The organism is Symbiopectobacterium sp. Eva_TO (genome assembly GCF_053848865.1).
The window spans coordinates 2,268,521-2,292,223 of the sequence record NZ_JBSPEY010000004.1 but is presented as its reverse complement, the minus strand read 5'-3'; the positions used below and the strand labels follow the sequence as shown (position 1 = coordinate 2,292,223).

General features: G+C 52.8%; 16 protein-coding genes and 8 pseudogenes. 8 read left to right on the top strand and 16 right to left on the bottom strand.

Features of this window, described 5'->3' with window-relative positions:
• Positions 1–148: 148 nt before the first annotated feature.
• From dapB to carB, 3 genes are all read left to right on the top strand, one after another.
• The gene (dapB, locus tag ACWWJF_RS14055) at positions 149–967 is read left to right on the top strand and encodes a 4-hydroxy-tetrahydrodipicolinate reductase (RefSeq protein ID WP_455869787.1); all 819 of its coding nucleotides are present in this window, start codon (positions 149–151) and stop codon (positions 965–967) included.
• 443 nt (positions 968–1,410) lie between these two features.
• On the top strand, positions 1,411–2,559 hold the full coding sequence (gene carA, locus ACWWJF_RS14050) for a glutamine-hydrolyzing carbamoyl-phosphate synthase small subunit (RefSeq protein ID WP_455871091.1): 1,149 nt from the start codon (positions 1,411–1,413) through the stop codon (positions 2,557–2,559).
• A 14-nt stretch (positions 2,560–2,573) separates the two neighbouring features.
• Positions 2,574–5,798 (top strand): carbamoyl-phosphate synthase large subunit, encoded by a 3,225-nt coding sequence (gene carB / locus ACWWJF_RS14045; protein WP_455869786.1) that lies wholly within the window; start codon positions 2,574–2,576, stop codon positions 5,796–5,798.
• Positions 5,799–6,006: 208 nt separating this feature from the next.
• Here the strand turns inward: carB and ACWWJF_RS14040 are convergent, their stop codons facing one another.
• A complete protein-coding gene (locus tag ACWWJF_RS14040) occupies positions 6,007–7,035 on the bottom strand; it encodes an IS481 family transposase (protein WP_455871090.1) in 1,029 nt (342 codons plus the stop codon).
• 1 nt (position 7,036) lies between these two features.
• Positions 7,037–8,244, bottom strand: a protein-coding gene (locus tag ACWWJF_RS14035) for an IS3 family transposase (protein WP_455871089.1) whose coding sequence is annotated in 2 segments (ribosomal slippage) — positions 7,037–7,923 and positions 7,923–8,244 — 1,209 coding nt in all. Because the reading frame shifts where the segments join, the coding sequence is not laid out codon by codon here.
• Between the two features lie 532 nt (positions 8,245–8,776).
• Here ACWWJF_RS14035 and ACWWJF_RS14030 point away from each other — a divergent pair.
• The gene (locus ACWWJF_RS14030) at positions 8,777–8,950 is read left to right on the top strand and encodes a hypothetical protein (RefSeq protein ID WP_455869785.1); all 174 of its coding nucleotides are present in this window, start codon (positions 8,777–8,779) and stop codon (positions 8,948–8,950) included.
• Between the two features lie 297 nt (positions 8,951–9,247).
• Here the strand turns inward: ACWWJF_RS14030 and ACWWJF_RS14025 are convergent.
• A pseudogene (locus ACWWJF_RS14025) lies at positions 9,248–10,579 on the bottom strand (IS4 family transposase).
• A gap of 267 nt (positions 10,580–10,846) precedes the next feature.
• Between ACWWJF_RS14025 and ACWWJF_RS14020 the strand changes: the two are divergent.
• Both ACWWJF_RS14020 and ACWWJF_RS14015 read left to right on the top strand, forming a co-directional pair.
• Positions 10,847–11,571: pseudogene (locus ACWWJF_RS14020) on the top strand (IS3 family transposase); the annotation flags it as partial.
• A gap of 180 nt (positions 11,572–11,751) precedes the next feature.
• Positions 11,752–12,195, top strand: a pseudogene (locus tag ACWWJF_RS14015) (IS3 family transposase); the annotation flags it as partial.
• A gap of 75 nt (positions 12,196–12,270) precedes the next feature.
• Here the strand turns inward: ACWWJF_RS14015 and hemW are convergent.
• The 6 genes from hemW to ACWWJF_RS13985 form a co-directional block, all read right to left on the bottom strand.
• Positions 12,271–13,407, bottom strand: a complete 1,137-nt coding sequence (gene hemW / locus ACWWJF_RS14010) for a radical SAM family heme chaperone HemW (RefSeq protein WP_455869784.1) — start codon at positions 13,405–13,407, stop codon at positions 12,271–12,273.
• Entirely contained in the window at positions 13,400–14,005 is a 606-nt protein-coding gene (gene rdgB / locus ACWWJF_RS14005) for an RdgB/HAM1 family non-canonical purine NTP pyrophosphatase (RefSeq protein WP_455871088.1), read from the bottom strand. Before rdgB ends, hemW begins: the two co-directional genes overlap by 8 nt.
• Positions 14,006–14,087: 82 nt before the next feature.
• A complete protein-coding gene (yggU, locus tag ACWWJF_RS14000; protein ID WP_455871087.1) occupies positions 14,088–14,363 on the bottom strand; it encodes a DUF167 family protein YggU in 276 nt (91 codons plus the stop codon).
• Positions 14,364–14,377: 14 nt separating this feature from the next.
• A complete protein-coding gene (locus ACWWJF_RS13995) occupies positions 14,378–14,932 on the bottom strand; it encodes a YggT family protein (RefSeq protein ID WP_455869783.1) in 555 nt (184 codons plus the stop codon).
• A gap of 44 nt (positions 14,933–14,976) precedes the next feature.
• Positions 14,977–15,798: a pyrroline-5-carboxylate reductase gene (proC, locus tag ACWWJF_RS13990; RefSeq protein ID WP_455869782.1), complete on the bottom strand. Its 822-nt coding sequence runs from the start codon at positions 15,796–15,798 to the stop codon at positions 14,977–14,979.
• 90 nt (positions 15,799–15,888) lie between these two features.
• Positions 15,889–16,593 carry a YggS family pyridoxal phosphate-dependent enzyme gene (locus ACWWJF_RS13985; RefSeq protein ID WP_455871086.1) on the bottom strand — a complete coding sequence of 235 codons (705 nt, stop codon included), beginning with the start codon at positions 16,591–16,593 and terminating at the stop codon, positions 15,889–15,891.
• Between the two features lie 22 nt (positions 16,594–16,615).
• Between ACWWJF_RS13985 and ACWWJF_RS13980 the strand changes: the two are divergent.
• A pseudogene (locus ACWWJF_RS13980) lies at positions 16,616–17,651 on the top strand (type IV pilus twitching motility protein PilT).
• Positions 17,652–17,715: 64 nt separating this feature from the next.
• Here ACWWJF_RS13980 and ACWWJF_RS13975 read toward each other — a convergent pair.
• The 3 genes and pseudogenes from ACWWJF_RS13975 to ACWWJF_RS13965 form a co-directional block, all read right to left on the bottom strand.
• Positions 17,716–18,831, bottom strand: coding sequence for a glycoside hydrolase family 88/105 protein (locus tag ACWWJF_RS13975; RefSeq protein WP_455869781.1), 1,116 nt, complete (start codon positions 18,829–18,831; stop codon positions 17,716–17,718).
• 102 nt (positions 18,832–18,933) lie between these two features.
• Positions 18,934–20,130, bottom strand: a complete 1,197-nt coding sequence (locus ACWWJF_RS13970) for an ABC transporter substrate-binding protein (protein WP_455871085.1) — start codon at positions 20,128–20,130, stop codon at positions 18,934–18,936.
• 38 nt (positions 20,131–20,168) lie between these two features.
• Positions 20,169–20,885: pseudogene (locus ACWWJF_RS13965) on the bottom strand (IS5 family transposase); the annotation flags it as partial.
• A gap of 79 nt (positions 20,886–20,964) precedes the next feature.
• On the opposite strand from ACWWJF_RS13965, the gene ACWWJF_RS13960 reads away from it, so the two are divergent.
• The gene (locus ACWWJF_RS13960) at positions 20,965–21,135 is read left to right on the top strand and encodes a hypothetical protein (RefSeq protein ID WP_455869780.1); all 171 of its coding nucleotides are present in this window, start codon (positions 20,965–20,967) and stop codon (positions 21,133–21,135) included.
• A gap of 14 nt (positions 21,136–21,149) precedes the next feature.
• Here the strand turns inward: ACWWJF_RS13960 and ACWWJF_RS13955 are convergent.
• From ACWWJF_RS13955 to ACWWJF_RS13940, 4 genes and pseudogenes are all read right to left on the bottom strand, one after another.
• A pseudogene (locus tag ACWWJF_RS13955) lies at positions 21,150–21,539 on the bottom strand (transposase); the annotation flags it as partial.
• A gap of 22 nt (positions 21,540–21,561) precedes the next feature.
• Complete coding sequence (locus ACWWJF_RS13950; RefSeq protein ID WP_455869779.1) at positions 21,562–22,593, bottom strand: IS630 family transposase; 1,032 nt, start codon at positions 22,591–22,593, stop codon at positions 21,562–21,564.
• Positions 22,594–22,699: 106 nt separating this feature from the next.
• Positions 22,700–23,308, bottom strand: a pseudogene (locus ACWWJF_RS13945) (IS110 family RNA-guided transposase); the annotation flags it as partial.
• Positions 23,309–23,375: 67 nt separating this feature from the next.
• A pseudogene (locus tag ACWWJF_RS13940) lies at positions 23,376–23,579 on the bottom strand (transposase); the annotation flags it as partial.
• Positions 23,580–23,703: the final 124 nt, after the last annotated feature.

The window sequence follows — 23,703 nt, the reverse complement described above, 5'->3', positions numbered from 1 at the left end:
TGAATGCCTTCTGACTGATAGCTTTTACTGATTATTTCCCCTTTTTGTCAGAAATTTCTAATCCTGCGTGAAATCCGCTGGCAGCCATCGCGTTGGCCCGCTAACCTGAGAACGTTTTTACGGCGCAAGTGAAAAAAGAGAGATAACGATGAAGGATGCAATACGTGTAGCGATTGCCGGTGCCGGTGGTCGAATGGGGCGTCAACTGATCCAGGCTGTTTCGCAGATGGAGGGGGCTGTACTTGGTGCGGCGCTAGAGCGTGAGGGCTCATCGTTGGTTGGCGTTGATGCCGGAGAATTGGCCGAACTGGGCACGCTGGGCTTTATTGTGCAGGATTCGCTGGATGCGGTACGTGATGATTTTGATGTCTTCATCGATTTCACGCGCCCGGAAGGCACATTGGCGCATCTGGCATTCTGCCGCCAGCATGGCAAGAGCATGATTATCGGTACCACGGGTTTTGATGATGCAGGCAAAGCGGCTATCAGCGAGGCTGCACAAGAGATTGGCATTGTGTTTGCCGCCAACTTTAGTGTGGGTGTCAACGTAATGCTGAAATTGCTGGAGAAAGCGGCCACGGTGATGGGCGACTACACGGATATCGAGATCCTGGAAGCGCACCACCGCCATAAAGTGGACGCCCCGTCGGGGACGGCGTTAGCCATGGGAGAAGCCATTGCAGGAGCGTTAGGGCGCGATCTGAAAACCTGCGCGGTCTATGCGCGTGAGGGCCACACCGGTGAACGTGTGCCAAACAGTATCGGTTTTGCCAGCTTGCGTGCCGGAGATATCGTCGGTGAGCACACTGCAATGTTTGCGGATGTTGGTGAGCGCATTGAGATTAGCCATAAGGCTTCCAGCCGTATGACCTTCGCTAATGGTGCTATTCGTGCGGCAATCTGGTTGAAGGATAATAAATCAGGTCTTTTCGATATGAGAGACGTGCTTTCTCTCAATGATCTTTGATTTTATATGTAATTTAAATTATTGAATTGGATGGATTATTTTCCATCCTTTTTAATTATATGCATTTTATAATTTTATTATGTCGTAGTTGATGTAAGTTTTTTTTCTCTTCTTTATAAAGATTTTGTTGGCGTTTTTTTAACCGCTCATTGCCCTGTCAGGCATCTATTGGTCAAATATTTCCTTCTGGCTAACAATGTCACCAGGCAACCGTTTACTTTGCCTTTTTGATGGCTGCTTTTGTGGCTGTGGTAAGTCAGTGACGCCGTAAGCCATAAAAAATGAAGAAAAATAGCGGTTAGAGTGGACAAGTTGAACGACCATCATTAAAATGCGCGCAATTTTCCAAAAGTTTACTGAAAAGGTAATTTTTGCATTGATTTGGAGTGGCTAACCTGAATTAATATGCAGATAACATGATTTTTTATTCCTTGGAGGGTGTTTTGATTAAGTCAGCGCTATTGGTTCTGGAAGACGGAACCCAATTCCACGGTCGTGCCATCGGGGCAGAGGGAACGGCAGTGGGGGAAGTGGTCTTCAATACGTCGATGACCGGTTATCAAGAAATCCTCACTGATCCTTCCTATTCCCGCCAGATTGTCACTCTCACTTATCCCCATATTGGTAATGTCGGCACTAACGCCAGCGACGAAGAATACCCCTCTGTTCATGCTCAAGGCCTGGTTATTCGCGATCTGCCTCTGATTGCCAGCAACTACCGTAATGAAGAGAGCCTCTCAGATTATCTGAAACGCAATAACATCGTTGCCATCGCCGATATCGATACGCGTAAGCTGACTCGCTTGCTGCGTGAGAAGGGGGCGCAGAATGGCTGCATTATTGCCGGGGATGCGCCGGATGCGGCACTGGCATTGGAAAAAGCCAAAGCGTTCCCTGGCCTGAAAGGCATGGATCTGGCAAAAGAAGTGACAACGCAGGAACGTTATGGCTGGACGCAAGGTCGCTGGACGTTGACCGGCGACCTGCCTGCTGCCAAAGCGGAAAGTGAATTGCCGTACCACGTAGTGGCTTACGACTACGGTGTGAAGCGCAACATTCTGCGTATGCTGGTCGATCGTGGCTGCCGTTTGACGGTTGTGCCTGCCCAGACCTCTGCTGAAGAAGTGCTCAAACTGAATCCGGACGGTATTTTCCTCTCCAACGGCCCCGGCGACCCGGAGCCGTGTGACTACGCCATCAAGGCGATCAAAGCCTTCCTGGAGACTGATATTCCGGTATTTGGCATCTGCCTGGGTCACCAACTGCTGGCGCTGGCAAGTGGTGCTAAAACGGTCAAAATGAAATTTGGCCACCACGGTGGTAACCACCCAGTGAAAGATCTGGATGCCGACTGTGTGATGATCACCGCGCAGAACCACGGTTTCGCGGTGGATGAAAACTCACTGCCAGCGACGCTGCGCCCGACGCATAAATCGCTGTTTGACGGCTCCCTGCAAGGGATTCATCGCACGGATAAAGCGGCATTCAGTTTCCAGGGACACCTGGAAGCAAGCCCTGGTCCGCACGACGCGGCCCCTTTGTTCGATCACTTTATCGAACTGATTCAATCTTATCGTGCCAATGGTAAATAATCGGGAGCAGAAAAATGGCAAAACGTACTGATATTAAAAGCATCCTGATCCTTGGTGCCGGCCCGATCGTTATCGGTCAGGCCTGTGAATTCGATTACTCTGGTGCGCAGGCGTGTAAAGCGTTACGTGAAGAGGGTTATCGCGTCATTCTGGTGAACTCCAACCCGGCGACCATCATGACGGACCCGGAAATGGCCGATGCGACGTATATCGAGCCGATCCACTGGGAAGTGGTGCGTAAAATCATCGAAAAAGAGCGTCCTGATGCGGTGCTGCCGACTATGGGCGGCCAGACAGCGCTGAACTGTGCGCTCGAGCTTGAGCGGCAGGGCGTGCTGGCGGAGTTTGGCGTCACCATGATCGGTGCGACCGCCGATGCTATCGATAAAGCGGAAGATCGCCGCCGCTTCGATATCGCCATGAAGAAAATTGGCCTGGAAACCGCGCGTTCCGGCATCGCGCATACCATGGAAGAAGCATTGGCCGTGGCCGCCGATGTGGGCTATCCCTGCATTATCCGTCCCTCCTTTACCATGGGCGGCAGCGGTGGCGGTATCGCTTATAACCGTGAAGAGTTTGAAGAAATTTGCGCGCGCGGTCTGGATCTGTCACCGACCAAAGAGCTGCTGATTGATGAATCCCTCATCGGTTGGAAAGAGTATGAAATGGAAGTGGTGCGCGATAAGAAAGACAACTGCATCATTGTCTGTTCCATTGAAAACCTGGATGCCATGGGTATCCACACCGGTGACTCCATTACAGTTGCGCCAGCGCAAACCCTGACGGACAAGGAATACCAAATCATGCGTAACGCCTCCATGGCGGTACTGCGTGAAATCGGGGTAGAAACCGGCGGTTCCAACGTGCAGTTTGCGGTTAACCCGAAAACCGGTCGCCAGATCATTATCGAAATGAACCCGCGTGTATCGCGCTCCTCCGCGCTGGCTTCCAAAGCGACGGGTTTCCCGATTGCCAAGATTGCCGCCAAGCTGGCCGTGGGCTATACGCTGGATGAGCTGATGAATGATATCACCGGTGGTCGTACCCCGGCATCGTTCGAGCCCTCCATTGACTATGTTGTTACCAAGATCCCGCGCTTTAACTTCGAAAAATTTGCTGGTGCCAACGATCGCCTGACCACCCAAATGAAATCGGTCGGTGAAGTGATGGCGATTGGCCGTACCCAGCAAGAGTCGCTGCAAAAAGCGCTGCGTGGTCTGGAAGTCGGCGCAACGGGCTTCGATTCGAAAGTGGATCTGGACGATCCGGAAGCGCTGACCAAAATTCGCCGCGAACTGAAAGACGCGGGCGCTGAGCGTATCTGGTATCTGGCAGATGCTTTCCGCGCTGGCATGTCTGTGGATGGCGTGTTTAACCTGACCAACATTGATCGCTGGTTCCTGGTGCAGATTGAAGAGCTGGTGCGTCTCGAAGAGCAGGTTGCTGAGAAGGGCGCAACGGCACTGACGGCCGATTTCCTGCGCACCCTGAAACGTAAAGGCTTTGCCGATGCGCGTCTGGCGAAGCTGGCCGGTGTGTCTGAAAACGAAATTCGCAAACTGCGCGACAAATATGATCTGCACCCGGTCTACAAACGTGTCGATACCTGTGCGGCAGAGTTCGCTACCGATACCGCATATATGTACTCCACTTACGATGAAGAGTGCGAAGCTAATCCGAATCAGGATCGCGACAAGATCATGGTTTTGGGTGGCGGGCCGAACCGTATCGGACAGGGCATCGAGTTTGACTACTGCTGTGTGCATGCGGCGCTGGCGCTGCGTGAAGACGGTTATGAAACCATCATGGTCAACTGTAACCCGGAAACGGTTTCAACCGATTACGACACCTCTGATCGTCTCTACTTCGAGCCCGTCACGTTGGAAGACGTGCTGGAAATTGTCCGTATCGAGAAACCGAAAGGCGTTATCGTGCAGTATGGTGGCCAAACGCCGCTGAAACTGTCGCGTGCGCTGGAAGCTGCGGGTGTGCCGGTTATTGGCACCAGCCCGGATGCTATTGACCGTGCAGAAGATCGTGAGCGTTTCCAACAGGCGGTGAATCGTCTGGGCCTGAAACAGCCGGAAAATGCCACCGTTACCTCCATCGAGCAAGCGGTGGAAAAAGCGCGCGGCATCGGTTATCCGCTAGTGGTTCGTCCCTCCTACGTGCTGGGCGGCCGTGCGATGGAAATCGTTTACGACGAAGTCGATTTGCGCCGTTACTTCCAGAACGCGGTCAGCGTGTCCAACGATGCGCCGGTGCTGCTGGACCGTTTCCTCGATGATGCCATTGAAGTGGACGTGGACGCTATCTGTGACGGCGAGCGCGTGCTGATTGGCGGCATCATGGAACACATCGAACAAGCGGGCGTGCACTCCGGTGACTCTGCCTGTTCATTGCCGGCTTATACGCTGAGAAAAGAAATTCAGGATGTGATGCGCCAGCAGGTAGAAAAACTGGCGTTCGAGCTGAGCGTGCGTGGGTTGATGAACGTGCAGTTCGCTGTGAAGAACAACGAAGTCTACCTGATTGAAGTGAACCCACGTGCAGCGCGCACCGTTCCATTTGTCTCCAAGGCGACCGGTGTACCGTTGGCGAAAGTGGCCGCGCGCGTGATGGCAGGCAAGACGCTGACGGAGCAGGGTGTCACCAAAGAAGTTATCCCACCGTATTACTCCGTGAAGGAAGTGGTGCTGCCGTTCAACAAGTTCCCCGGCGTTGACCCGATTTTAGGGCCAGAAATGCGCTCTACCGGCGAAGTAATGGCGGTGGGTCGCACCTTTGCCGAAGCGTTCGCCAAGGCGATGCTGGGCAGCAACTCACCGATGAAGAAATCAGGACGTGCCTTGCTCTCGGTTCGTGAAGGCGATAAAGCACGCGTTGTGGATTTGGCGGCCAAGCTGTTGAAACACGGCTTTGAGTTGGACGCGACTCACGGCACCGCCATTGAGCTAGGTGAAGCGGGTATTAATCCGCGTCTGGTGAACAAGGTGCATGAAGGACGTCCGCACATTCAGGACCGTATCAAGAACGGCGAGTACACGTATATCGTCAACACGACCGCAGGGCGTCAGGCGATTGAAGATTCCAAACTGATTCGCCGCAGCGCGTTGCAGTACAAGGTGCACTACGATACGACCATGAACGGCGGCTTCGCCACGGCGATGGCGCTCAATGCGGATCCGACCGAGAAGGTGACCTCGGTGCAGGAAATGCATGCGCAAATTAAAGGTTAATCCACGCTAACCAAGAAAAAGCCAGCGCGAGCGCGCTGGCTTTTTTATGGGTAAAGATAATAGAATTGTTCAAATCTATAACGTGTTTTAATAATAAACACTCCCTCAACGGAGGGATGAAAATTGCGTTAATTCTTAATTGAGATTATTTGTATTAGCTCAGACCTGATCTGACAGTTACCGGTTATTTATACAGGTGTCTGTCAGATTAAATCTGGTTCAGATTTTTTTCTGCCCAGACTCGTTTACCATCAAGTAACGTGGCCATTGGCGTACGCCCGCAGCACATTTTACCCTGATGAGTTCGCTCATTATTGTAATGCCACAACCAGTTGTCCAGATCCTTTTGTAGACTTTCTAGGTCCTCGTATAACGTCTTACGGAACGCAACCTGATAAAAATCCTGCAAAATAGTTTTATGGAAGCGCTCGCAGATACCGTTTGTCTGCGGAGACATCGCTTTCGTTTTCGTATGGTCTATATCGTTGATAGCCAAGTACAGCTGATAGTCATGTTGTTCCACTTTACCGCAGTACTCCGTCCCCCTGTCCGTCAGTATTCTTAGCATTGGCAGCCCCTGAGCTTCGTAGAACGGCAGCACGCGATCATTGAGCAGGTAGGCGGCAGAGATCGGTGCTTTACTCGTGTAAAGCTTGCAGTGCGCCACTTTCGAGTACGTATCCACGAACGTCTGCTGGTAGATACGGCCAACACCTTTCAGATTACCCACGTAGAAGGTGTCCTGCGACCCCAGATAACCCGGGTGAGCAGTCTCTATTTCACCACAGGCTTCGTCGTCGTGCGCCTTCTTCTCCAGTGCAGCGATTTGAGCATCAGTAAGTACGATGCCTTCTCTGGCAACTTTTTCCTCAAGTGCCTTCAGGCGCTTACGAAAGTTTTCCAGATCGTGTCGTTGCCAGATGGAGCGCACACCGCTGCCAGAAATGAAGACGCCTTTTTTACGCAGCTCATTACTGGTCCGGTGCTGGCCATGAGCCGGGAACTCAATGGCGTAATCAACAACCGCACGTTCAGTGGCTTCATCAGCACGGTTTTTCAGGTTGGGAACCCGGCGGTTTTGGTTAACCAGAGCGTCAATGCCGCCTTCTGCCGCCAGTTCCTGATAGCGATAAAACGTGTCGCGTGACACACCCATGATTTTACAGGCTTTTGATACGTTACCGAGTTCTTCGGCGAGATTTGATCTTGACCCACCATCTCCGGACAGCTTTTGTATCTTAAGTTAACGATGCCCGCTGGCGCCGATATTCTCTTGGGGAGTTGTATCCCAGCGCACTGTGCGGATGGTTTTCATTGTAATGATTGAACGCCGCTGCAAGATTATTCAGCGCTGTTCGCACATCGGGTTTTGGCATGAAGGCGATGTAATCTTCCTTCATCGTCTTCACGAACCGTTCTGCCATGCCGTTACTCTGTGGACGGCTCACTGCTGTTGTGCAGGGCTCCAGATTCAGTTCTCTGGCGAACTTCCGCGTTTCATGCGCTGTGTACGCTGAACCATTATCCGTCAGCCATTGCACTGGTTTATCCGGCAGCGCGCTACCGAAGCGTTTTTCCACCGACCTCAGCATCACATCCTGCACGGTTGAACTGTCATAACCCCTGGTGCTCGCTGCCCAGTCTATGGCCTCCCGGTCGCAGCAGTCCAGTGCGAACGTCACCCGCAGCTTCTCGCCGTTGTCACAACCGAACTCGAAGCCATCTGAGCACCAGCGCATATCGCTCTCTGCTACCGCGATTTTGCCTTTATGCTCCCGCTTCGGACGTTCAGTTTTATCATGCAACAACAGCAGGTTATGCTCGCTCATTATCCTGTAAAGCCGTTTGGCGTTCACCGGTGGAAGTCCCTCTGCACGACGTTGCTTACGCAGGATACCCCACACTCGGCGGTAACCGTAACTGGGCATGTCGCTGATGATACGGAGGATGTCCGATAATATCTCAGCATCAGCTTCGTCATTACGCCGGTTGCTGCGCCTGTCCAGCCAGTCGGCAGAACGGTTAACCCGCAGTGACAGCTGCGCACGCGACACGCTCATGGCGCGGCTGACCAGAGCTATTCCCCGTCCTTTGGCAACAAGGGCGCGTGCGCTATCCATTTTCGCGACTGGCGGTACTCCACTGCTTTTTTGAGGATCTCAACTTCCATCGTCTTCTTACCCAGAAGGCGCTGTAGCTCCCGGACCTGCTTGAGGGCAGTCGCCAGCGCCGAAGCTGGAACCACTTCTTCTCCGGCCGCAACGGCGGTGAGGCTTCCTTCCTGGTATTGCTTCTTCCACTTAAACAAAAGGCTGGGCTGGATGCCATGCAGGCGGGCTACATGGGAGACGTTCATCCCCGGCTCCATTGTCTGCTGAATGATGGCGATTTTCTCTTGCGGAGTTTTACGCTTACGGACTTCTTGCCCTAACAGGATCCCGGTCATTTCAAAATTAGCATGATTGTTAGACATATATCTAAGCCTATCTCTTATCTGGAGATACAGCTACTGTCTGGTGTTACAGGGGGCTACATCATTCTTCGGCGAGATTGAGCAGGCCGGCTTTGTGTTTGATGATGGGATTGTTAGTATGAAGCATGAGAGTTACCTCGTGTTTTGTATAAGGATTCGACACCCATATCAAAACCGGTAACTCTCAACCTTTCAAGGTCCAGTGTCAGATCAAGTCGCGACTAATACAGATTATTTTTTAATAACGATGGCATAAATGTGATGCCTATAGTCCATTCTTTTTTGAATGGAGTCAAAAATGCCTATTTCAGCTATACAACATCGTCTATCTACAGCATGTTATTGCGATAAGTCGCCCAAGAATAAGCATGAGAAAACTTTAGAATCAATTAATTCAAATCCCTCTGCAAATATTTATTATTTCAGTTCCCAGATTAGCCATGTAGAAAACTTACCGAGAATATTGAGTCCATCATTAACCCCATTTTTCGCCCGAAGAAGTGCAATGGCAAAGACCATTCAACTCATGCTGTTGTTTAATTTTTTACACCGTTCTGATTCCGCCTCTTTTGCTTATAAAGAAAATCCATCGTCAATTATTGATAATGACGCTGCGTTGGCTAAACGCAATTATTTTTTTGAAAAAAATCCAGTTTCTATCTCTCTTGGGCTTTGTTGAATAAATAGAAAGTTTGGGTAATCATCGGATCAGATCACCATAGTTGTTTCAACATCAGGTCTCCATGGCAAAACAAAATTTTAAAATCACTAACTGGCCCTCCTATAACCCATATCGTTATACACATCTTTCTAACGCACTGTTTAATCAATGAGTTACGGGTTTATCTCAGAGTGGCATTTTGAACCTCAAAAAGCCAATGGGATGGCTTGAATGCCTTAATTCACGGGGTTCTGAGCATCCTGTTCAAAAAATGGCCAAAAGATGTGTATAACGATATGTCCTATAACCACCTCGTTATACACATCTCTGTTCGTGCCTGAGCGCGCGTAGCGTTTCGGCGGCCGTCATGACTTTCTGCAAGCCTTTCCTGATAGTTTTTGCGCCTGGTTCACCGTCGCCTTTTCGAGCAAGAAAGCCTCCCAGTTGCGCAACTAAGCGCAATACTTCGTTTAGCTTAGGGCGGCCCTTGGGCATACGCTTGTTCATCAGTAGGTAAGCGCCATGAGTCTCGTCGGAATCAAAGAACAACATTGCGTCCAGCTCTGGACAGGTTCGTCCCATACGCATTAAATAGGCGATGCGCCATGCCACGATCATGAACAGCGCCAATGCCCGCTCAATGCGATCCACGGTCGATAACTGTAACGCTTCGACACAGCAGCCGTTCTTCAGCACATTGAAGAACATCTCGATTTCCCATCTAGCCCGATACCAGTCGATCAGCTCCACGATATCTTCTCGTCCTTCAGGTACGCGATTGCTCAGCAACCGCCACTCGACCGGCTTCACGCCTGCTGGCGGCTCAATTTCCTTGGCTATCACACAAGTCACTGCCAACCCGCAACGCAGCGACACTCGCTTCACGCGCAGCGCCTGTTTCACCGTACGCGCCTTCTGCCCCGCGCGAGCCGCCATAACGAATTGGATTTCTCCCACCGGCACGGTCTTTCCAACCTTCTGCCAAAGCTTCTCATTACAGTCCAGACTGCGATTATGAGTCGAGCGGATCAACCAGTCAGCCGGAGTGCCAAGGTCATCAGCGAGCTGCATCAACGCCTTGATATCCGCTTCGCGATCGGCTAAGTACACCAGACGTGTGTTTGGCAACTCCGAGGCGAGTTCAGCAACTCGCTCGTATCCCTCGAGCCAGCGCGTACTCTCCTTGAGCCCATCGCGTTTTCCGTCTGCATCCTTCGGCTCTCTTGCCCACATCCACGCATCCAGTACGCCCAACCCCACGCGATCCGGACTGACCGCGTAGGTCGGATGCAGGTACAGACCACGCCTGGCTTCGTAGTTCAAGGGACCCAAGCCTTGGATTTGCTGCCCGTTGAAGTCAAGCTCGGTAGTGTCTTGGATACACAGCACAACCTCGTGTTCTCGGATCCTTTCCTGCGTACGCTGCCAGTGAGGTTGCAGAATGTCTCGCCATTCGAATGCTTGGCTCTCCATGAAGCGCTAAGCACCCAGCGTCTCAGACCATCCGAGGCACGTATGCGGAATGCTGGCTTGCGGATTCTCAGCCAGCCGTATCAAAAGCCCTTTGGCACGCTTATTGAGCTTCGTGTCACCAAGATTTACCCCTTCCAGTTCTTGGTGTGCCCAGCCATCTGAATCCCGTGTCATTTTTCAGCGCCGTAAATGGCGATAGTACACGTCGGTTTCACTTCATTTACAACCCCACCGGCTGCCTATTTCAGCCCGCTAACCCTTGGCATATAAGGCGTTGCGGACTTGTGTATAACGAGGTGTCCTATAACAAGGCCCTCAAGCAGCGCGGTTCTCTAACCGTATGGCTAGATGAATCAGCCATTGCTGCATGTAGTGGCACACTGATACTGGCCACCTGATCGGAGGTGATATGCTCACCTCATCAACACGACAGGTGACCTCATGGGTAAACATTTTACGGCGGAATTTAAGCTCGAAGCCGCAAAGCTGGTTGTCGACCACGGCTACACATACGTTAAGGCCGCAGAGGCGGTTAATGTCAGCCATTCTGCCATTAGTCGCTGGGTCAATAAGCTTCGCCTTGAACGACAGGGAAAAACGCCAACGGGACTTCCTCTTACCCCTGAACAGCTCGAGCTGCGTGAGATGAAGAAAAAAGTCCAATGCCTTGAAATGGAGAACGAAATCCTAAAAAAGGCTACGGCGCTCTTAATGTCGGACTCACTCAACGGTTCACGGTAGTCGACAGGCTGAGGGCGCGATACCCGGTCACGGCGTTGTGCCAAACTTTTGAGGTACATCGCAGCAGCTACAGGCACTGGCAGGCTTCCGCTAATGAACCCGACGGTGAGCGCGTGGTTAAGTGTAGTCGCGTCATGGAAGCCTGGAACGCCAGCGGCGGCTCTGCCGGCGCTCGAAGTATCGCGACCATCGTCACCGGCAGCTCTGGTGTCAAAATGGGGCGCTGGCTGGCTGGCAAGCTGATGAAGGAGCTGGGTATCGCCAGCTGCCAGCGACCGGCTCACAAATACAAACGCGGCGGCAATGAACACGTTGAAATACCGAACTATCTCAACCGCCAGTTCGCGGTTACCGCGCCGGATCAGGTCTGGTGCGGCGATGTGACCTACATCTGGACGGGCAAATGCTGGGCTTACCTTGCGGTGGTGCTAGACCCATATCGTTATACACATCGTTCTAACGCACTGTTTAATCAATGAGTTACGGGTTTATCTCAGAGTGGCATTTTGAACCTCAAAAAGCCAATGGGATGGCTTGAATGCCTTAATTCACGGGGTTCTGAGCATCCTGTTCAAAAAATGGCCAAAAGATGTGTATAACGATATGTGCTAGACCTGTTCGCCCGCAAACCGGTGGGCTGGGCCATGTCGACGTCGCCGGACTCGGCGCTGACAGTTAAAGCGTTGCAGATGGCCTGGGAACTCCGGGGACAACCAACAGGAGTCATGTTCCACAGCGACCAGGGCAGCCACTATACCAGCCGTCAATACCGGCAAGCCCTGTGGCGCTGCCGGATAAAGCAGAGTATGAGTCGGCGGGGTAACTGCTGGGATAATGCGCCAATGGAGCGGTTCTTCCGCAGCCTGAAGACAGAATGGGTGCCGACAAAGGGTTACAACAGCTTCAGCGAAGCCCAGGACGCGATTATCCGCTACATCACGGGGTATTACAGCGCTATCCGGCCTCACTGGTATAACGGCGGCTTAACTCCAAACGAATCTGAGCGACTGTTCTACATACAGTCTAATGCGGTGGCCAATATTAGTTGACCACTACATTCAGAGGACAAGTGACGGTCAGCATTATCTAACCGTTCACCTGTTTTTTTCTTTTTCTGGTTGCAATCATTCCTCCAGAAACCCTTCCAGCAAGGAATTCAGAAACAGCTTACCGTGTTCGGTAACCTGCCAGTGGGTCTCGGTTTCTGTCAGATAGCCTTGCGCCAACGCCCAGTCTATTTGCGGGCGCACAGCGCTTTCTGCCAAGCCGGTGTAGGCACTGAATTCGCTACGCGGCGCGGGTTCCAGCAACCGAAAACGGTTCATGAAGAATTCGAACGGCAGATCTTCCGCTTGCACCTCATTGCGCTGGTCCAGGTAAGTGCCGCGCATATAACCGCGCGGATGGCGGGTTTTTACAGTTCTCAGGATACTCCCGTCAGCGCGCGTGATCTTGCCATGCGCACCACACCCAATCCCCAGATAATCGCCAAAACGCCAATAGTTTAGGTTGTGCTGACACTGATAGCCCGGTTTGGCGTAGGCGGACGTTTCATATTGCTGGTAGCCTGCGGCAGTGAGCAGCGCATGGCCCTGCGCAAAGATATCCCACAGCGCATCGTCATCGGGCAGCACCGGCGGGCGCGAACCGAACAGGGTATTCGGCTCAATCGTCAATTGATACCACGACAAATGCGGTGGATTGAGCGCAATCGCCTGACGCAAATCGTCCAGCGCTTCTTCCAGCGTCTGATCCGGCAAGCCGTGCATCAGGTCCAGATTGAAACTGCGCAGCCCAAGTCCAGCCGCCAGACGCGCGGCACGCTTAGCTTCTTCCGGGCCGTGAATACGTCCGAGACGCGTCAGTTTTTCCGGGCTGAAACTTTGCACGCCAATGGAGATTCGATTAATTCCCGCACGCTGATAGCCGCTAAAGCGATCGGCTTCTACCGTGCCGGGGTTGGCTTCCATGGTGATTTCGGCATCCGCGCTAAGGGGCAAGCGGGCACGCACTCCATCGAGCAGTGCCTGCATGCCTTCTGCGCTCAGCAGGCTGGGCGTGCCGCCGCCGATAAAGATTGAACTGAGAGCTCGGTCGCCGCTCAGCGGAAGATCCGCATCCAGATCCGCCAATAAGTGCTCCACATATTCCTGATGCGGCACCTCACCTTTAAGAGCGTGGGAGTTAAAATCGCAATACGGGCATTTTTGCACACACCAGGGAATGTGAATGTACAGGCTGAGCGGCGGCAGTTTATGCATGACGCAGCTCATCCAGCAGTAAACGCAGCGCCTGACCACGGTGCGACAGCGCGTTTTTCTCATCGCGCGTCATTTCTGCGGCCGTTTTGCCTGCACTCGGCACGTAAAAGATAGGGTCATAGCCGAAGCTGCCTTCGCCCACAGCTTTACGCGTCAGCACACCCTGCCAGCGGCCGTGGCAGACCAGCGGCGTCGGGTCATCGGCGTGGCGCAGATAGACCAGCACGCAATGGAAGCTGGCTCCGCGTTGTTCGTCAGGGACATCCTTGATGGCATCGAGCAGTTTGTCCAGATTGGCTTGATCGCTGGCATCTACTCCGGCGTAGCGCGCGGAGTAGATGCCCGGCGCACCGCCCAATGCATCAACCGCCAGACCCGAGTCATCGGCCACCGCAGGCAATCCGGTGATGTGCGCCGCGTGGCGCGCTTTGAGCAGTGCATTCTCGATAAAGGTCAATCCGGTCTCTTCGGCAGAATCAACGCCCAGCTCGGTTTGTGCGACGATATTCATGCCAAAATCTGCCAGCAGATCGGCGAGTTCGCGAACTTTTCCGGGGTTGCCGGTGGCTAAAACGACGTTTTGCCTCGTGGTATCCATGCGTGTGTCCTGCATTCTGTTAATGCCATCGTCGGGAATGGCGGGGAGTTATCTGTTGCGATGCGCAGTTCCCTGTGGAGGGTTACTGCGAGATCAATGCGGCGATTTCCGTAGGAATGTGCTGCGGATTAACAATTCTAATCTGTTTATGACGGCCCAGCTCACCTTTTTCAATGCTCACTGCGCCTTTTGCCACCCGTAACTGCTTGGCAAGGTATTTGACCAAATGCGCGTTGGCCTGACCATCAACCGGCGGCGCGGTGATGGCTACTTTAAGCTCATCACCGTGCAGGCCGACTATCTGGTCTCGGCTGGCCTTCGGCTGAATATAGAGCCGAATGACCAACCCGTCGGGCATCAGTGCTATTGCACTCACAGCAGGAACCAAAATTCAGGAAACAGATCCATGCCGAGGTAGTTCAGAAGATACAGGATCAAAATCACCGCCATGGCGGAGAAATCGATGCCGCCCATGGCTGGAATAATACGGCGAATCGGGGCCATAAACGGTTCGGTAAGTTGGAACAGCAGGTAGTCCACCGGGCTGCGTCCCTGACTCACCCAACTCATCAGCGCACGAATAATCACTACCCAGAACACCAGATAGCCCGCGGATTTTAACAGTGCCAACAAACCCACCAGCAAGTTGACCGGGCTTATCGCGAAGGCTCCAACCTGAATCAGCATCAGCAGGGGGTATTTCAACGTGGTCAGCAGAAACGCCAACAGCAGCGATGCGCTATCGATGGGGCCGAGTGCAGGCAGAATACGGCGCAGCGGCCTGACGATAGGCTGCGTGATTTTCACCACGAATTGTGACAACGGGTTATAAAAATCACTGAGTGACCATTGCATCCAAATGCGTAACAGCAGCACCATTACATACAGGTCGATCAGTGTCTTGACCAGAAACATCAGGGTTAGCATAGAAACATCGATTCCTTATCAGATATATAGAGAATAACGGTGCGTTAAAACAGTTTTTCCATTTCCTGCGCGCGATGCACGGCAGCCTGCATGGCATCGGCGACGGTTTGTGTCAGTTGGCGTTCGTTAAACACCCGCAGCGCCTCTGCGGTGGTGCCGCCTTTGGACGTCACATTCTCACGCAGCGTCGCAAGCGGCGTATCCGGACTGGCTTCTACCAGTGCAGCTGCACCCAGTGCGGCTTGCTGCACCAACTGACGTGCACTTTCCGGTGTGAATCCTTGGCGTATGGCCTCTTGCTGCATAGCTTCCATAAACAGGAAAAAATAGGCCGGTGCGCTGCCTGCGGCGGCAATAACGCCGTTGATGCCGCTCTCTTGCTCAACCCAGCATACTTTACCCACGCTTTGCATCAGTTCAGCGCTAAAGGCACGATCTTCCGCCGATACGTTAGCGGGCGCGTAAAGGCCGCTCATGCCTTTGCCCACCAATGACGGTGTGTTTGGCATAATGCGCACCAGCGTTAGCGGCTCCCCTAACAGCGCTTGAAAGCGCGCCACACTCACTCCAGCCGCGATAGACAGCACCAACTTACCCGGCGCGTTCAGGACGCCGCGCAGCGGCTCGCATACGCTTGCCATCAACTGCGGTTTCACCGCCAGTACCACGACGTCAGCATCCTGCGCGCCCGCGAGGTTGTCGTCACTGCTGATAACGCCATAGCGCTGTGCCAGCGCATCCCGTCGTGCGGCGCTCGGTGCGCAGACGCGGATACGATCGGCAGCATAACCGCCGTTAACCAGCCCTGCAATGATGGCCTGAGCCATGTTTCCGGCACCAATAAAGGTAAGCTTGCGGTGTTGCATATTTATGTTCTCTCGTGTTCGTCAACCGGCCAGTGGCAGCGTTCAGTCCCGAAGGGGATTATCCATGGTGAGAATTATCCATGTTGAGGCCTATACATGCTGAGGATAATCCCGTGCGCCGAAAATGGCGGTGCCGATGCGTACCAGCGTACTGCCTGCCGCAATCGCGGCGCTCATATCATCCGTCATCCCCATGGAGAGGGTATCCACCTGAGGATAATGCAATTTTAACTGCGCAAACAGGGCATTCATCGATTGAAACACGGCTAATTGCCGTGCGTAGTCACTTTCCGGTGCCGGAATTGCCATCAGGCCCCGCAGCGTCAGGTGTGGCAGGACAGCGACGGTAGCGGCCAGGGCGGGAAGATCTGCTGGTTCGATCCCCGATTTGCTGGCTTCACCGCTAATGTTCACTTGCAGCAACACGTTCAATGGCGATAATGCCGCTGGGCGTTGTTCGCTCAGACGTTGGGCGATTTTAGGGCGATCGACGGTGTGACACCAGTCAAAATGTTCGGCAACCAGACGGCTCTTGTTGGATTGCAGTGGTCCGATAAAGTGCCATTGTAATGCCACCTGAGGCATGACCTCACGGAAATAAAGCACCTTGTCCACGCCTTCCTGTACATAATTTTCCCCAAAACCTCGCTGCCCGCTGGCAATCGCTTCTTCGATCGCTGCCACAGGTTTGGTTTTACTGACGGCAAGCAAGGTCACCGCGTGCGGGTCGCGTCCACATGCGGCGGCGGCGATCTTCTCTCTGACGTTCTGTAGATTCTGCTCAATCGGGTTCATGGTCATGCTAAGGATGGGGTCTATGGATATCAATGAGTGGATAACCTGTAGTGTAAAACAGAATGCCTCCGATCTGCACCTGTGTAGCGGATATCGACCGATGTGGCGTATTGATGGCGAGTTACAACCGATACAGATCAGCGCCTGTTGCAACGCTGCGCAGTTGGAGCGTTGGGGAGACCGTTGGATGACGGCCCATCAGCGCCAGCAATTACACACTGAGGGGCAGGCCGATGGCGCGTTGACCACACCCGACGGCATTCGGCTGCGCGCACATCTGTTTCGTCAGCATGCCGGGCTTTCCGTTGCGTTACGTAACATTGCTACGACGGCACACGCGTTGGAAACACTGCATGCGCCACCGATCCTTGCTTCGTTAATCACGCGACACGCCGGGTTGATTCTGGTGACCGGCGCAACCGGCAGTGGGAAATCTACCACATTGGTGGCGATTGTGAATGCGCTCAGACAGCAGCAGGCTTGCCATGTTATTACGTTGGAAGACCCTATTGAATTTGTCTACTCATCTGCGCTTTGCGCCGATCGCGGCCTGATCCAACAGCGTGAGATCGGCGTACACTGCCCGTCGTTTGCCCACGGCTTGCGCGGTGCTCTGCGTGAAGACCCGGATGTCATCTTGCTGGGGGAATTACGCGACGGTGAAACCATTCGGTTGGCGTTAACGGCGGCAGAAACCGGGCACTTGGTGCTGGCGACGCTGCATACACGCGGTGCCGCTCAGGCGGTAGAACGTCTGCTGGATGTGTTATCCCGCACAGGAGAAAGATTTTGTGCGCAGCCAACTGGCGCTGTGCCTGCAAGGTGTGGTGGCGCAGCAACTGGTGCCACGACGCGGAGGAGGGCGCGTCGCTTTGTATGAAGTGTTGCTGACCAATACAGCTGTGGCCAGCCTGATTCGTGAGGGCAAAAGCCATCAGTTGCCGGGGCTGTTGCAGATGGGCGGTCAAAGCGGGATGCAAACTTTTGCGCACAGCTGGCAGCAACGCTGGAAAGCCGGATTGTTGCCACCGGATGCGGAGCAGGTTTTTACCCCATAAACGGCGCGGTAAGCAGCAGTGAAAAAGCCCCGCGACGGCCCGATACGCCACGGGGCTGCCAGAGTTACTTCAGCCCGGCTAATGCCTCTGTCAACGCCAGCATGGTAAGCGACTGACCATACGCGCGCTGTTTGATGGCAATCTTACGATAGTGATCGAGATCGTGCCCGACTGACGTCCCTGCGGAGACATCTGCGACTTCTCCCTGCGGGCTGATACGGCTCAACAGGGCATTGACACCTTTCCAGGCGGCATCGTGATAGCGTTCGTCGAGCAGACCAAGGCGTATGCCTTTTAACAGCGCGTAGGTGAAACCGGCGGTGCCGGAAGCCTCCAGATAGCTGTCCTGCTGGTTAAGCAGGGTACGCCACATACCGCTGGCATCCTGATAGCGCACGGCTGCATCGGCTTGACGGCTGAACGTGTTGAGGATCATCTGATAGCTGGCATCTTGGTGGTCCAGCATCTCGAGTAAATCGACGGTGCTGATGGCTGCCCAACCGTTACCACGCCCCCACAGTGCCTTACCGTAGTTGCCATTGCCGGTGAAGTTCCAACCGTGCATCCACAGTCCGGTATCTCTGTCGATCAGGTATTTGATATGCAACAGGAACTGATAGCTGACTTCATCCAGATAGTTTGGGAGATTGAGGTAGGTGCTGGCGCGAGTGTAGAACAAGCCGCTCATAAACAGCGTATCGACCCAGAGCTGCTCTTCATTAAGGTGATCGCTGGTGCAGTGGGTGAACCCATTCTCCTGGGTGCGCAACAGTTCGTGCTCAATCCAGTGTGCGTATTCCTCGATCAGCGCCTGATGCTCGCGTGTCTCCTGGACGATCCCCATGGTGGTGAGCGTCAGCATTGGTGCCATGCGATTGATGTTTTTCTCCGGTAATCCTTCCGCCAGGCGGCGTTGGTACCATGCCAGCACATAGTCCAGATAACGCTGTTCGCCCGTGACCTGATAAAGACGCCAGATACCGTAGATCCCCAGGCCTTGCGACCAGTCCCAGTTTTCGATCGAGAGATCGGAGGCGATCACCTTTTGCTTCTTCAATGCGGCATCGTCCGTGCGAACGGTAATGATCTCATTGAACAACAGCTCAAGTTTTTGATAAATCGCGTCGTAGCGGCGTGCGTCTGCCGCGGTGTCCGTGTGCGCAGTGTCAAAGGCGTTCATAGTTTTCTCGCATGTTTACAAATAACGTAGTGACAGAATAAAACGGTTTACCCATTGCTAATAGCGCCTACGCCACACAGCTGTGTAGCGCAGGTGCAAGTATTACATGATTTTTTTCAGAATGCGCTGCCCCGATTTGGGGAACGACTGCGCCATCTCTTCCAGCGTCATCTGGCCATAGTCGTATTTTTGCAGGTGTTCCAGGAACGAGGCCAACAGCTGTGGGTTCTCCATATAGGGAGACGGCGCAATATTGCCATACAGCGATTCCACCTGTTTCAGCCCCTGCACGGGCAACTGCGTGGCATTGAGCGTACCCGCATCCATTAACTGTTTGCTGGCAACCTTACTCAGCGGCACACCGCGTTGCAGCCCCATGGCGCTGACCCCTTCTGGCGCATTCAGCAAGAAGTTGATCAACTGGGCAGACTCTTGGGGATATCGAGTGTTTTTGCCGATGGATAACATCATGGCAGGCTTGTAGAACATGCCGCTGTCTTTGGCGCCCGGCAGCGTCGGATAGGGCCCCACTTCCAGCGTGGTCGGCGCTTTCAGGCTGCCGGAGAAGGTGTTGTCGGTACTCCAGGTGTGAACTCCGCCAATCTTGCCTTCCAGCCAATTGGGAATTTCCCAAGCGTTGGTTTTGCCGTAGGCGGCGAAAAACTTCATATTAGGGATGACGTGCCTGTCGACCAGTTTTTTATACATCCCGAAGTAGTCCAGCCACTCCTGCGGGTTAAAGGTGAAGGACTGGGTTTTATCATCGATCATGGTTTTGTTGTATTTCTGAATCATGTACGAGTTCAGAAACGTCATGATGGTGGTGTCGTGATTAGCCAGCACGAACGGGTAGTGATCGTCGCCCAGTTTCTGTTTAAAAACCGGACCAGCCGCCAGCATGTCATCCCAGGTCTGCGGATAGCTCAATCCCGCTTTTTTCCACAACTCCGGGTTGTAATACATGGAACGCCCCGTCATAGCGACAGGAATAGCGTTAAGCTTGTTGTCCACGCTGGTCATTTTGAGCGCTTTCGGGGAGAACTGTGTCAGGTCTATCCCTTTGGCATTGTTGAGATTATAGAAACCGTTGCCGTCCTTGGAAAACAGCACCAGCCAGTTCCAGTTGGTTTGCATCACGTCCGGCTCGGTGTTGCCCGCCAACTGGGTGGTTAATTTGGAGAGGTAGCCATCCCACCCCGCGGGTTCTGCTTTCACCTTGATGTCCGGGTGCGCTTTTTCAAACGCGGCAATGGCGGCGAGCGTTGCCTGGTGGCGCTGGTTGCCGTGGCTTTGTTGAATAAATCAGAACTTGTAACGACTGTGCCCCAGGTCGATTGTTACCTGATGCGAATACTGTTCGGCATTCCTAATAGCGTGATCCGGTTAAGCGCTTTGACCATCGCCATGGCTTCACCCACCTGAGCATCGTAGTCACGCAGACTTAGATGACCACCCAGAAGCGTTTTGAACCGGAACATGGCCGTTTCAGCCACTGAACGTCGGTGATAGCCCACTTTCTTTTTCCAGGTATCGTTGCTGCCGCTCAGGCGCTGATTTGCAACAGCGTGGTTACGCTCGTGGTAGTGGTCCGGCCAATATTGCGCCCCCCTTCGCGGCGGGATAAGCGGCCTTATTTTCTTCCTCAGCAGAGCATCATGGCAGTAACCTGTATCGTAAGCGCCGTCAGCCGATGCCTCTCTGATTTTCCGGTGGGTCTGGTTTATCAGTGCCGGTAGAGCCTGGGCATCAGTCGTACCACTGAGCGACAAATCCGCACAGATAATCTCATGCGTCGCACTGTCTACTGCCAGATGCAGCTTACGCCACACCCTGCGTCTGTCGGCACCATGCTGCCGGACTTTCCATTCGCCTTCGCCAAAGACCTTCAGGCCGGTTCCATCAATGACCAGATGTGAGATTTCACCACGGGTTGGCGTTTTTATGCTGATGTTCACTGTCTTTGCTCGCTTGCTGAGCAGCGAATAGTCTGGACAATGCAGCGACAATTTAATCAGTTTAAAAATCGAGTCAACAAAACCCTGTAAAGCCCTCAATGAATCTATGGTCACCCCCATTTTTGCAACACTGATCTTTGATTAATGGTGGGCTTGCTTAAATCTATCCGACGTCTTTATGGCCAAGGATGCCCGCGCCACGATGAGTTTCGCACCTGATATTCCTAAAAAGGCCATCGGCTTCATTGAGCCATTTTCATTTTTGGTTTTATATCAGGCCGTCAGGCCGTTCATGTCATCAATAATCAGTCTTCGCAAAACCAGATGGGTAACTTCGTTAAATTGCTGACTGTTAGACCAGCATTACTGTTCAAACACGGTATTTCGTGTCGTTATTGCCCAAGCTATTCGAGCTAATTTATTTGCTAATGCACAGCACACAACGCAAGAATGTTTCCTGCCCAACTGAGACCTTACCCAATCAGCTAATCTCCCTGATTGATGGTCAATTCTTAGGATAAATACCCGCGCACATTGAACAAGCAATCGGCGAAGGTTTTTATCTCCACGCTTGCTAATACCCAGCAGAGTATTCTTCCCTCCAGTACTGTATTGGCGGGGTACAAGACCGGTGGAAACGGCAAAATTACGACTGTTTTCATATTGCTTGCCATCGCCTAACTGTGATGACAAAACGCTGGCTGTTATCGGTCCAACACCAGGGATGGTCATTAAATGCTGGCCAGTTTCATCTAAATAGCTGTTCCTAATACCGCTACACTTTTGCCTGTCCATGTTTTCCACTGGGAAACGGGCTGACGGTTTCCATGAAGCGGCGAACCTTGTTCAGTAACTGCCACATTGAACAGCATTGATGATTGCGGGTAATGGTTTCATGCAACGCCTGCCATAACCGCTCTACATGATTTACCCATGGTGAGTACACCGGCTGATAAATAACCCTGAATTTCGGGTTTTCTTCCAGCCAGCGCTGCGTCTCCCGGCTTTTGTGAATAATGTAGTTATCAACTATCAGCGTGAGCGTTTTTGCCCGTCTGTACGTTGCTCTCAGATGCTCTAACATACTGATAAACAAACACGAACTTTTACTGTTTCCTCCAACATAGCTGACTTTTCCCGTCCCGCTGTGTAATGCACCCGCCAGATAATATTTCTCGTTCTTGCCCGGCGTCACGATGCGTTTCTGCTTCCCGCGAACCTGCCAGTCCGCGCCAATTTTGGGATTCAGATGAATATCCACTTCGTCTTCGTAAAAGACGGGATGTTCCGCGCTGCATTGTTCCAGCGCCATCGCGATGGCCTCCATTTTTTCTTCCTTATGCGGGTCGCGGATACGCAGCGTAGGAGCTGCGCGTCGCCACACCAGACCGGCAGAAGGCCGCCAACGGCGCACCGTGGAAGCATGCAACTGGCAACCGGTTATCTCATTGATTTTTATCGCTAGCAGTTCCCTGCTCCAGCGCGAACGCTGATAGCCAAAATCATGAGGGGAACGCTTTACGAGCTGGATTAACAGTGCGCAGATCTGTTCAAACGGCCAGCGACGGCCACGACCGGGCCGCAGAGATTTGAGGCCTTCAATGCCGTACAGGGTGAGCCAGTTAATCCATCTGCCGATTGACGAACGGGCGCAGCAAAGCATTCTGGCGACATCGCTCACGCGCTCGCCCCGGTGCAACATCAGGATGGCGGTCAGCCTGCGGGCGTGATTCTTGTCACGCGTTTTATGGAGAGTTTTCTTCATCAGGCGTCGTTCGTTACGGGGTATCGGTGCTATGCTCGACATCGCTCAGTCCGGTTGATGATTTGGGAGCTTTATCGATTGATCAGATCGCTCAACTCGGACTGAGTTCCCTTCAGGTGATCTACTATTCGGAACAGTTAGTTAGAGAGAGTGCCTGCCCAAGTTCTCTTTCGAGCTCTGCTATCTGCCCAACCAAATATTGGTAATGATCGTGTAATCGAAGCAGCAACTGTGCCAGATAAGGTGGCAAGTCATTATCAGCCAGAACAGCTGAAAGCCTTTTGATTACCGCAATACCTTTCGGCATGCTGATACCAAACTCCAGTAAAAAAGCATGCATTTGGTTAGTCGTTTTAACGTTGTCTCTGACCAACGACTCCCTGACGCGATGCAAGGCTCGCATAGCCTGCTGAGCCTCAGTTCTTGGCTGCACAAACCGCATGGAAGGGCGTGATCCGGCTTCGCATATTGCTTCGGCATCAACGAAATCGTTCTTGTTGCTCTTGACAAAAGGGCGGACAAACTGCGGAGAGATCAACTTTACTTCATGCCCCAGCTCACTGATCCGACGAGCCATAAAATGGGCACCGGCGCAGGCTTCCATTACAACGGTAGTAGGTGTACACGTAGCCAGAAACTCGATGAGTTTGGTGCGGGTAAACTTTTTCCGCAGTAATGCCTTGCCTGATTTATCCTGACAATGAATGTGAAAAGAATGTTTGCCGAGATCGATACCAATAAGCGTGACGTTTTGCATGATGGCCTTCTCCATAAAGAAACACCCTGTCAGCGTAGCGCTCACAGGGTGGGGGTGACCATCTCATTAGACCAAACACGCGTTTCATCATCAGGACTGTGGTGATGGCCATATCTGAGTAGTGGAGCGGTCGTCCACGCCGTTCAGTAGTCGTTTTTTCCGTCCATGCAGCAATGGCTGATTCATCTAGCCATACGGTTAGAGAACCGCGCTGCTTGAGGGCCTTGTTATAGGAGGGCCAGTTAGTGATTTTAAAATTTTGTTTTGCCATGGAGACCTGATGTTGAAACAACTATGGTGATCTGATCCGATGATTACCCAAACTTTCTATTTATTCAACAAAGCCCATCGGTTATTACGAGTACGCATAGCGCGGCGTTGATACACTGTGAGCA

Coding starts and splice junctions, on each gene's coding strand:
- dapB (WP_455869787.1), top strand. CDS start 149: ATGAAGGATGCAATACGTGTAGCGATTGCCGGTGCCGGTGGTCGAATG.
- carB (WP_455869786.1), top strand. CDS start 2,574: ATGGCAAAACGTACTGATATTAAAAGCATCCTGATCCTTGGTGCCGGC.
- ACWWJF_RS14030 (WP_455869785.1), top strand. CDS start 8,777: ATGGCAAAGACCATTCAACTCATGCTGTTGTTTAATTTTTTACACCGT.
- hemW (WP_455869784.1), bottom strand. CDS start 13,407: ATGCATAAACTGCCGCCGCTCAGCCTGTACATTCACATTCCCTGGTGT.
- rdgB (WP_455871088.1), bottom strand. CDS start 14,005: ATGGATACCACGAGGCAAAACGTCGTTTTAGCCACCGGCAACCCCGGA.
- yggU (WP_455871087.1), bottom strand. CDS start 14,363: ATGCCCGACGGGTTGGTCATTCGGCTCTATATTCAGCCGAAGGCCAGC.
- ACWWJF_RS13995 (WP_455869783.1), bottom strand. CDS start 14,932: ATGCTAACCCTGATGTTTCTGGTCAAGACACTGATCGACCTGTATGTA.
- proC (WP_455869782.1), bottom strand. CDS start 15,798: ATGCAACACCGCAAGCTTACCTTTATTGGTGCCGGAAACATGGCTCAG.
- ACWWJF_RS13985 (WP_455871086.1), bottom strand. CDS start 16,593: ATGAACCCGATTGAGCAGAATCTACAGAACGTCAGAGAGAAGATCGCC.
- ACWWJF_RS13975 (WP_455869781.1), bottom strand. CDS start 18,831: ATGAACGCCTTTGACACTGCGCACACGGACACCGCGGCAGACGCACGC.
- ACWWJF_RS13960 (WP_455869780.1), top strand. CDS start 20,965: ATGGCCAAGGATGCCCGCGCCACGATGAGTTTCGCACCTGATATTCCT.
- ACWWJF_RS13950 (WP_455869779.1), bottom strand. CDS start 22,593: ATGTCGAGCATAGCACCGATACCCCGTAACGAACGACGCCTGATGAAG.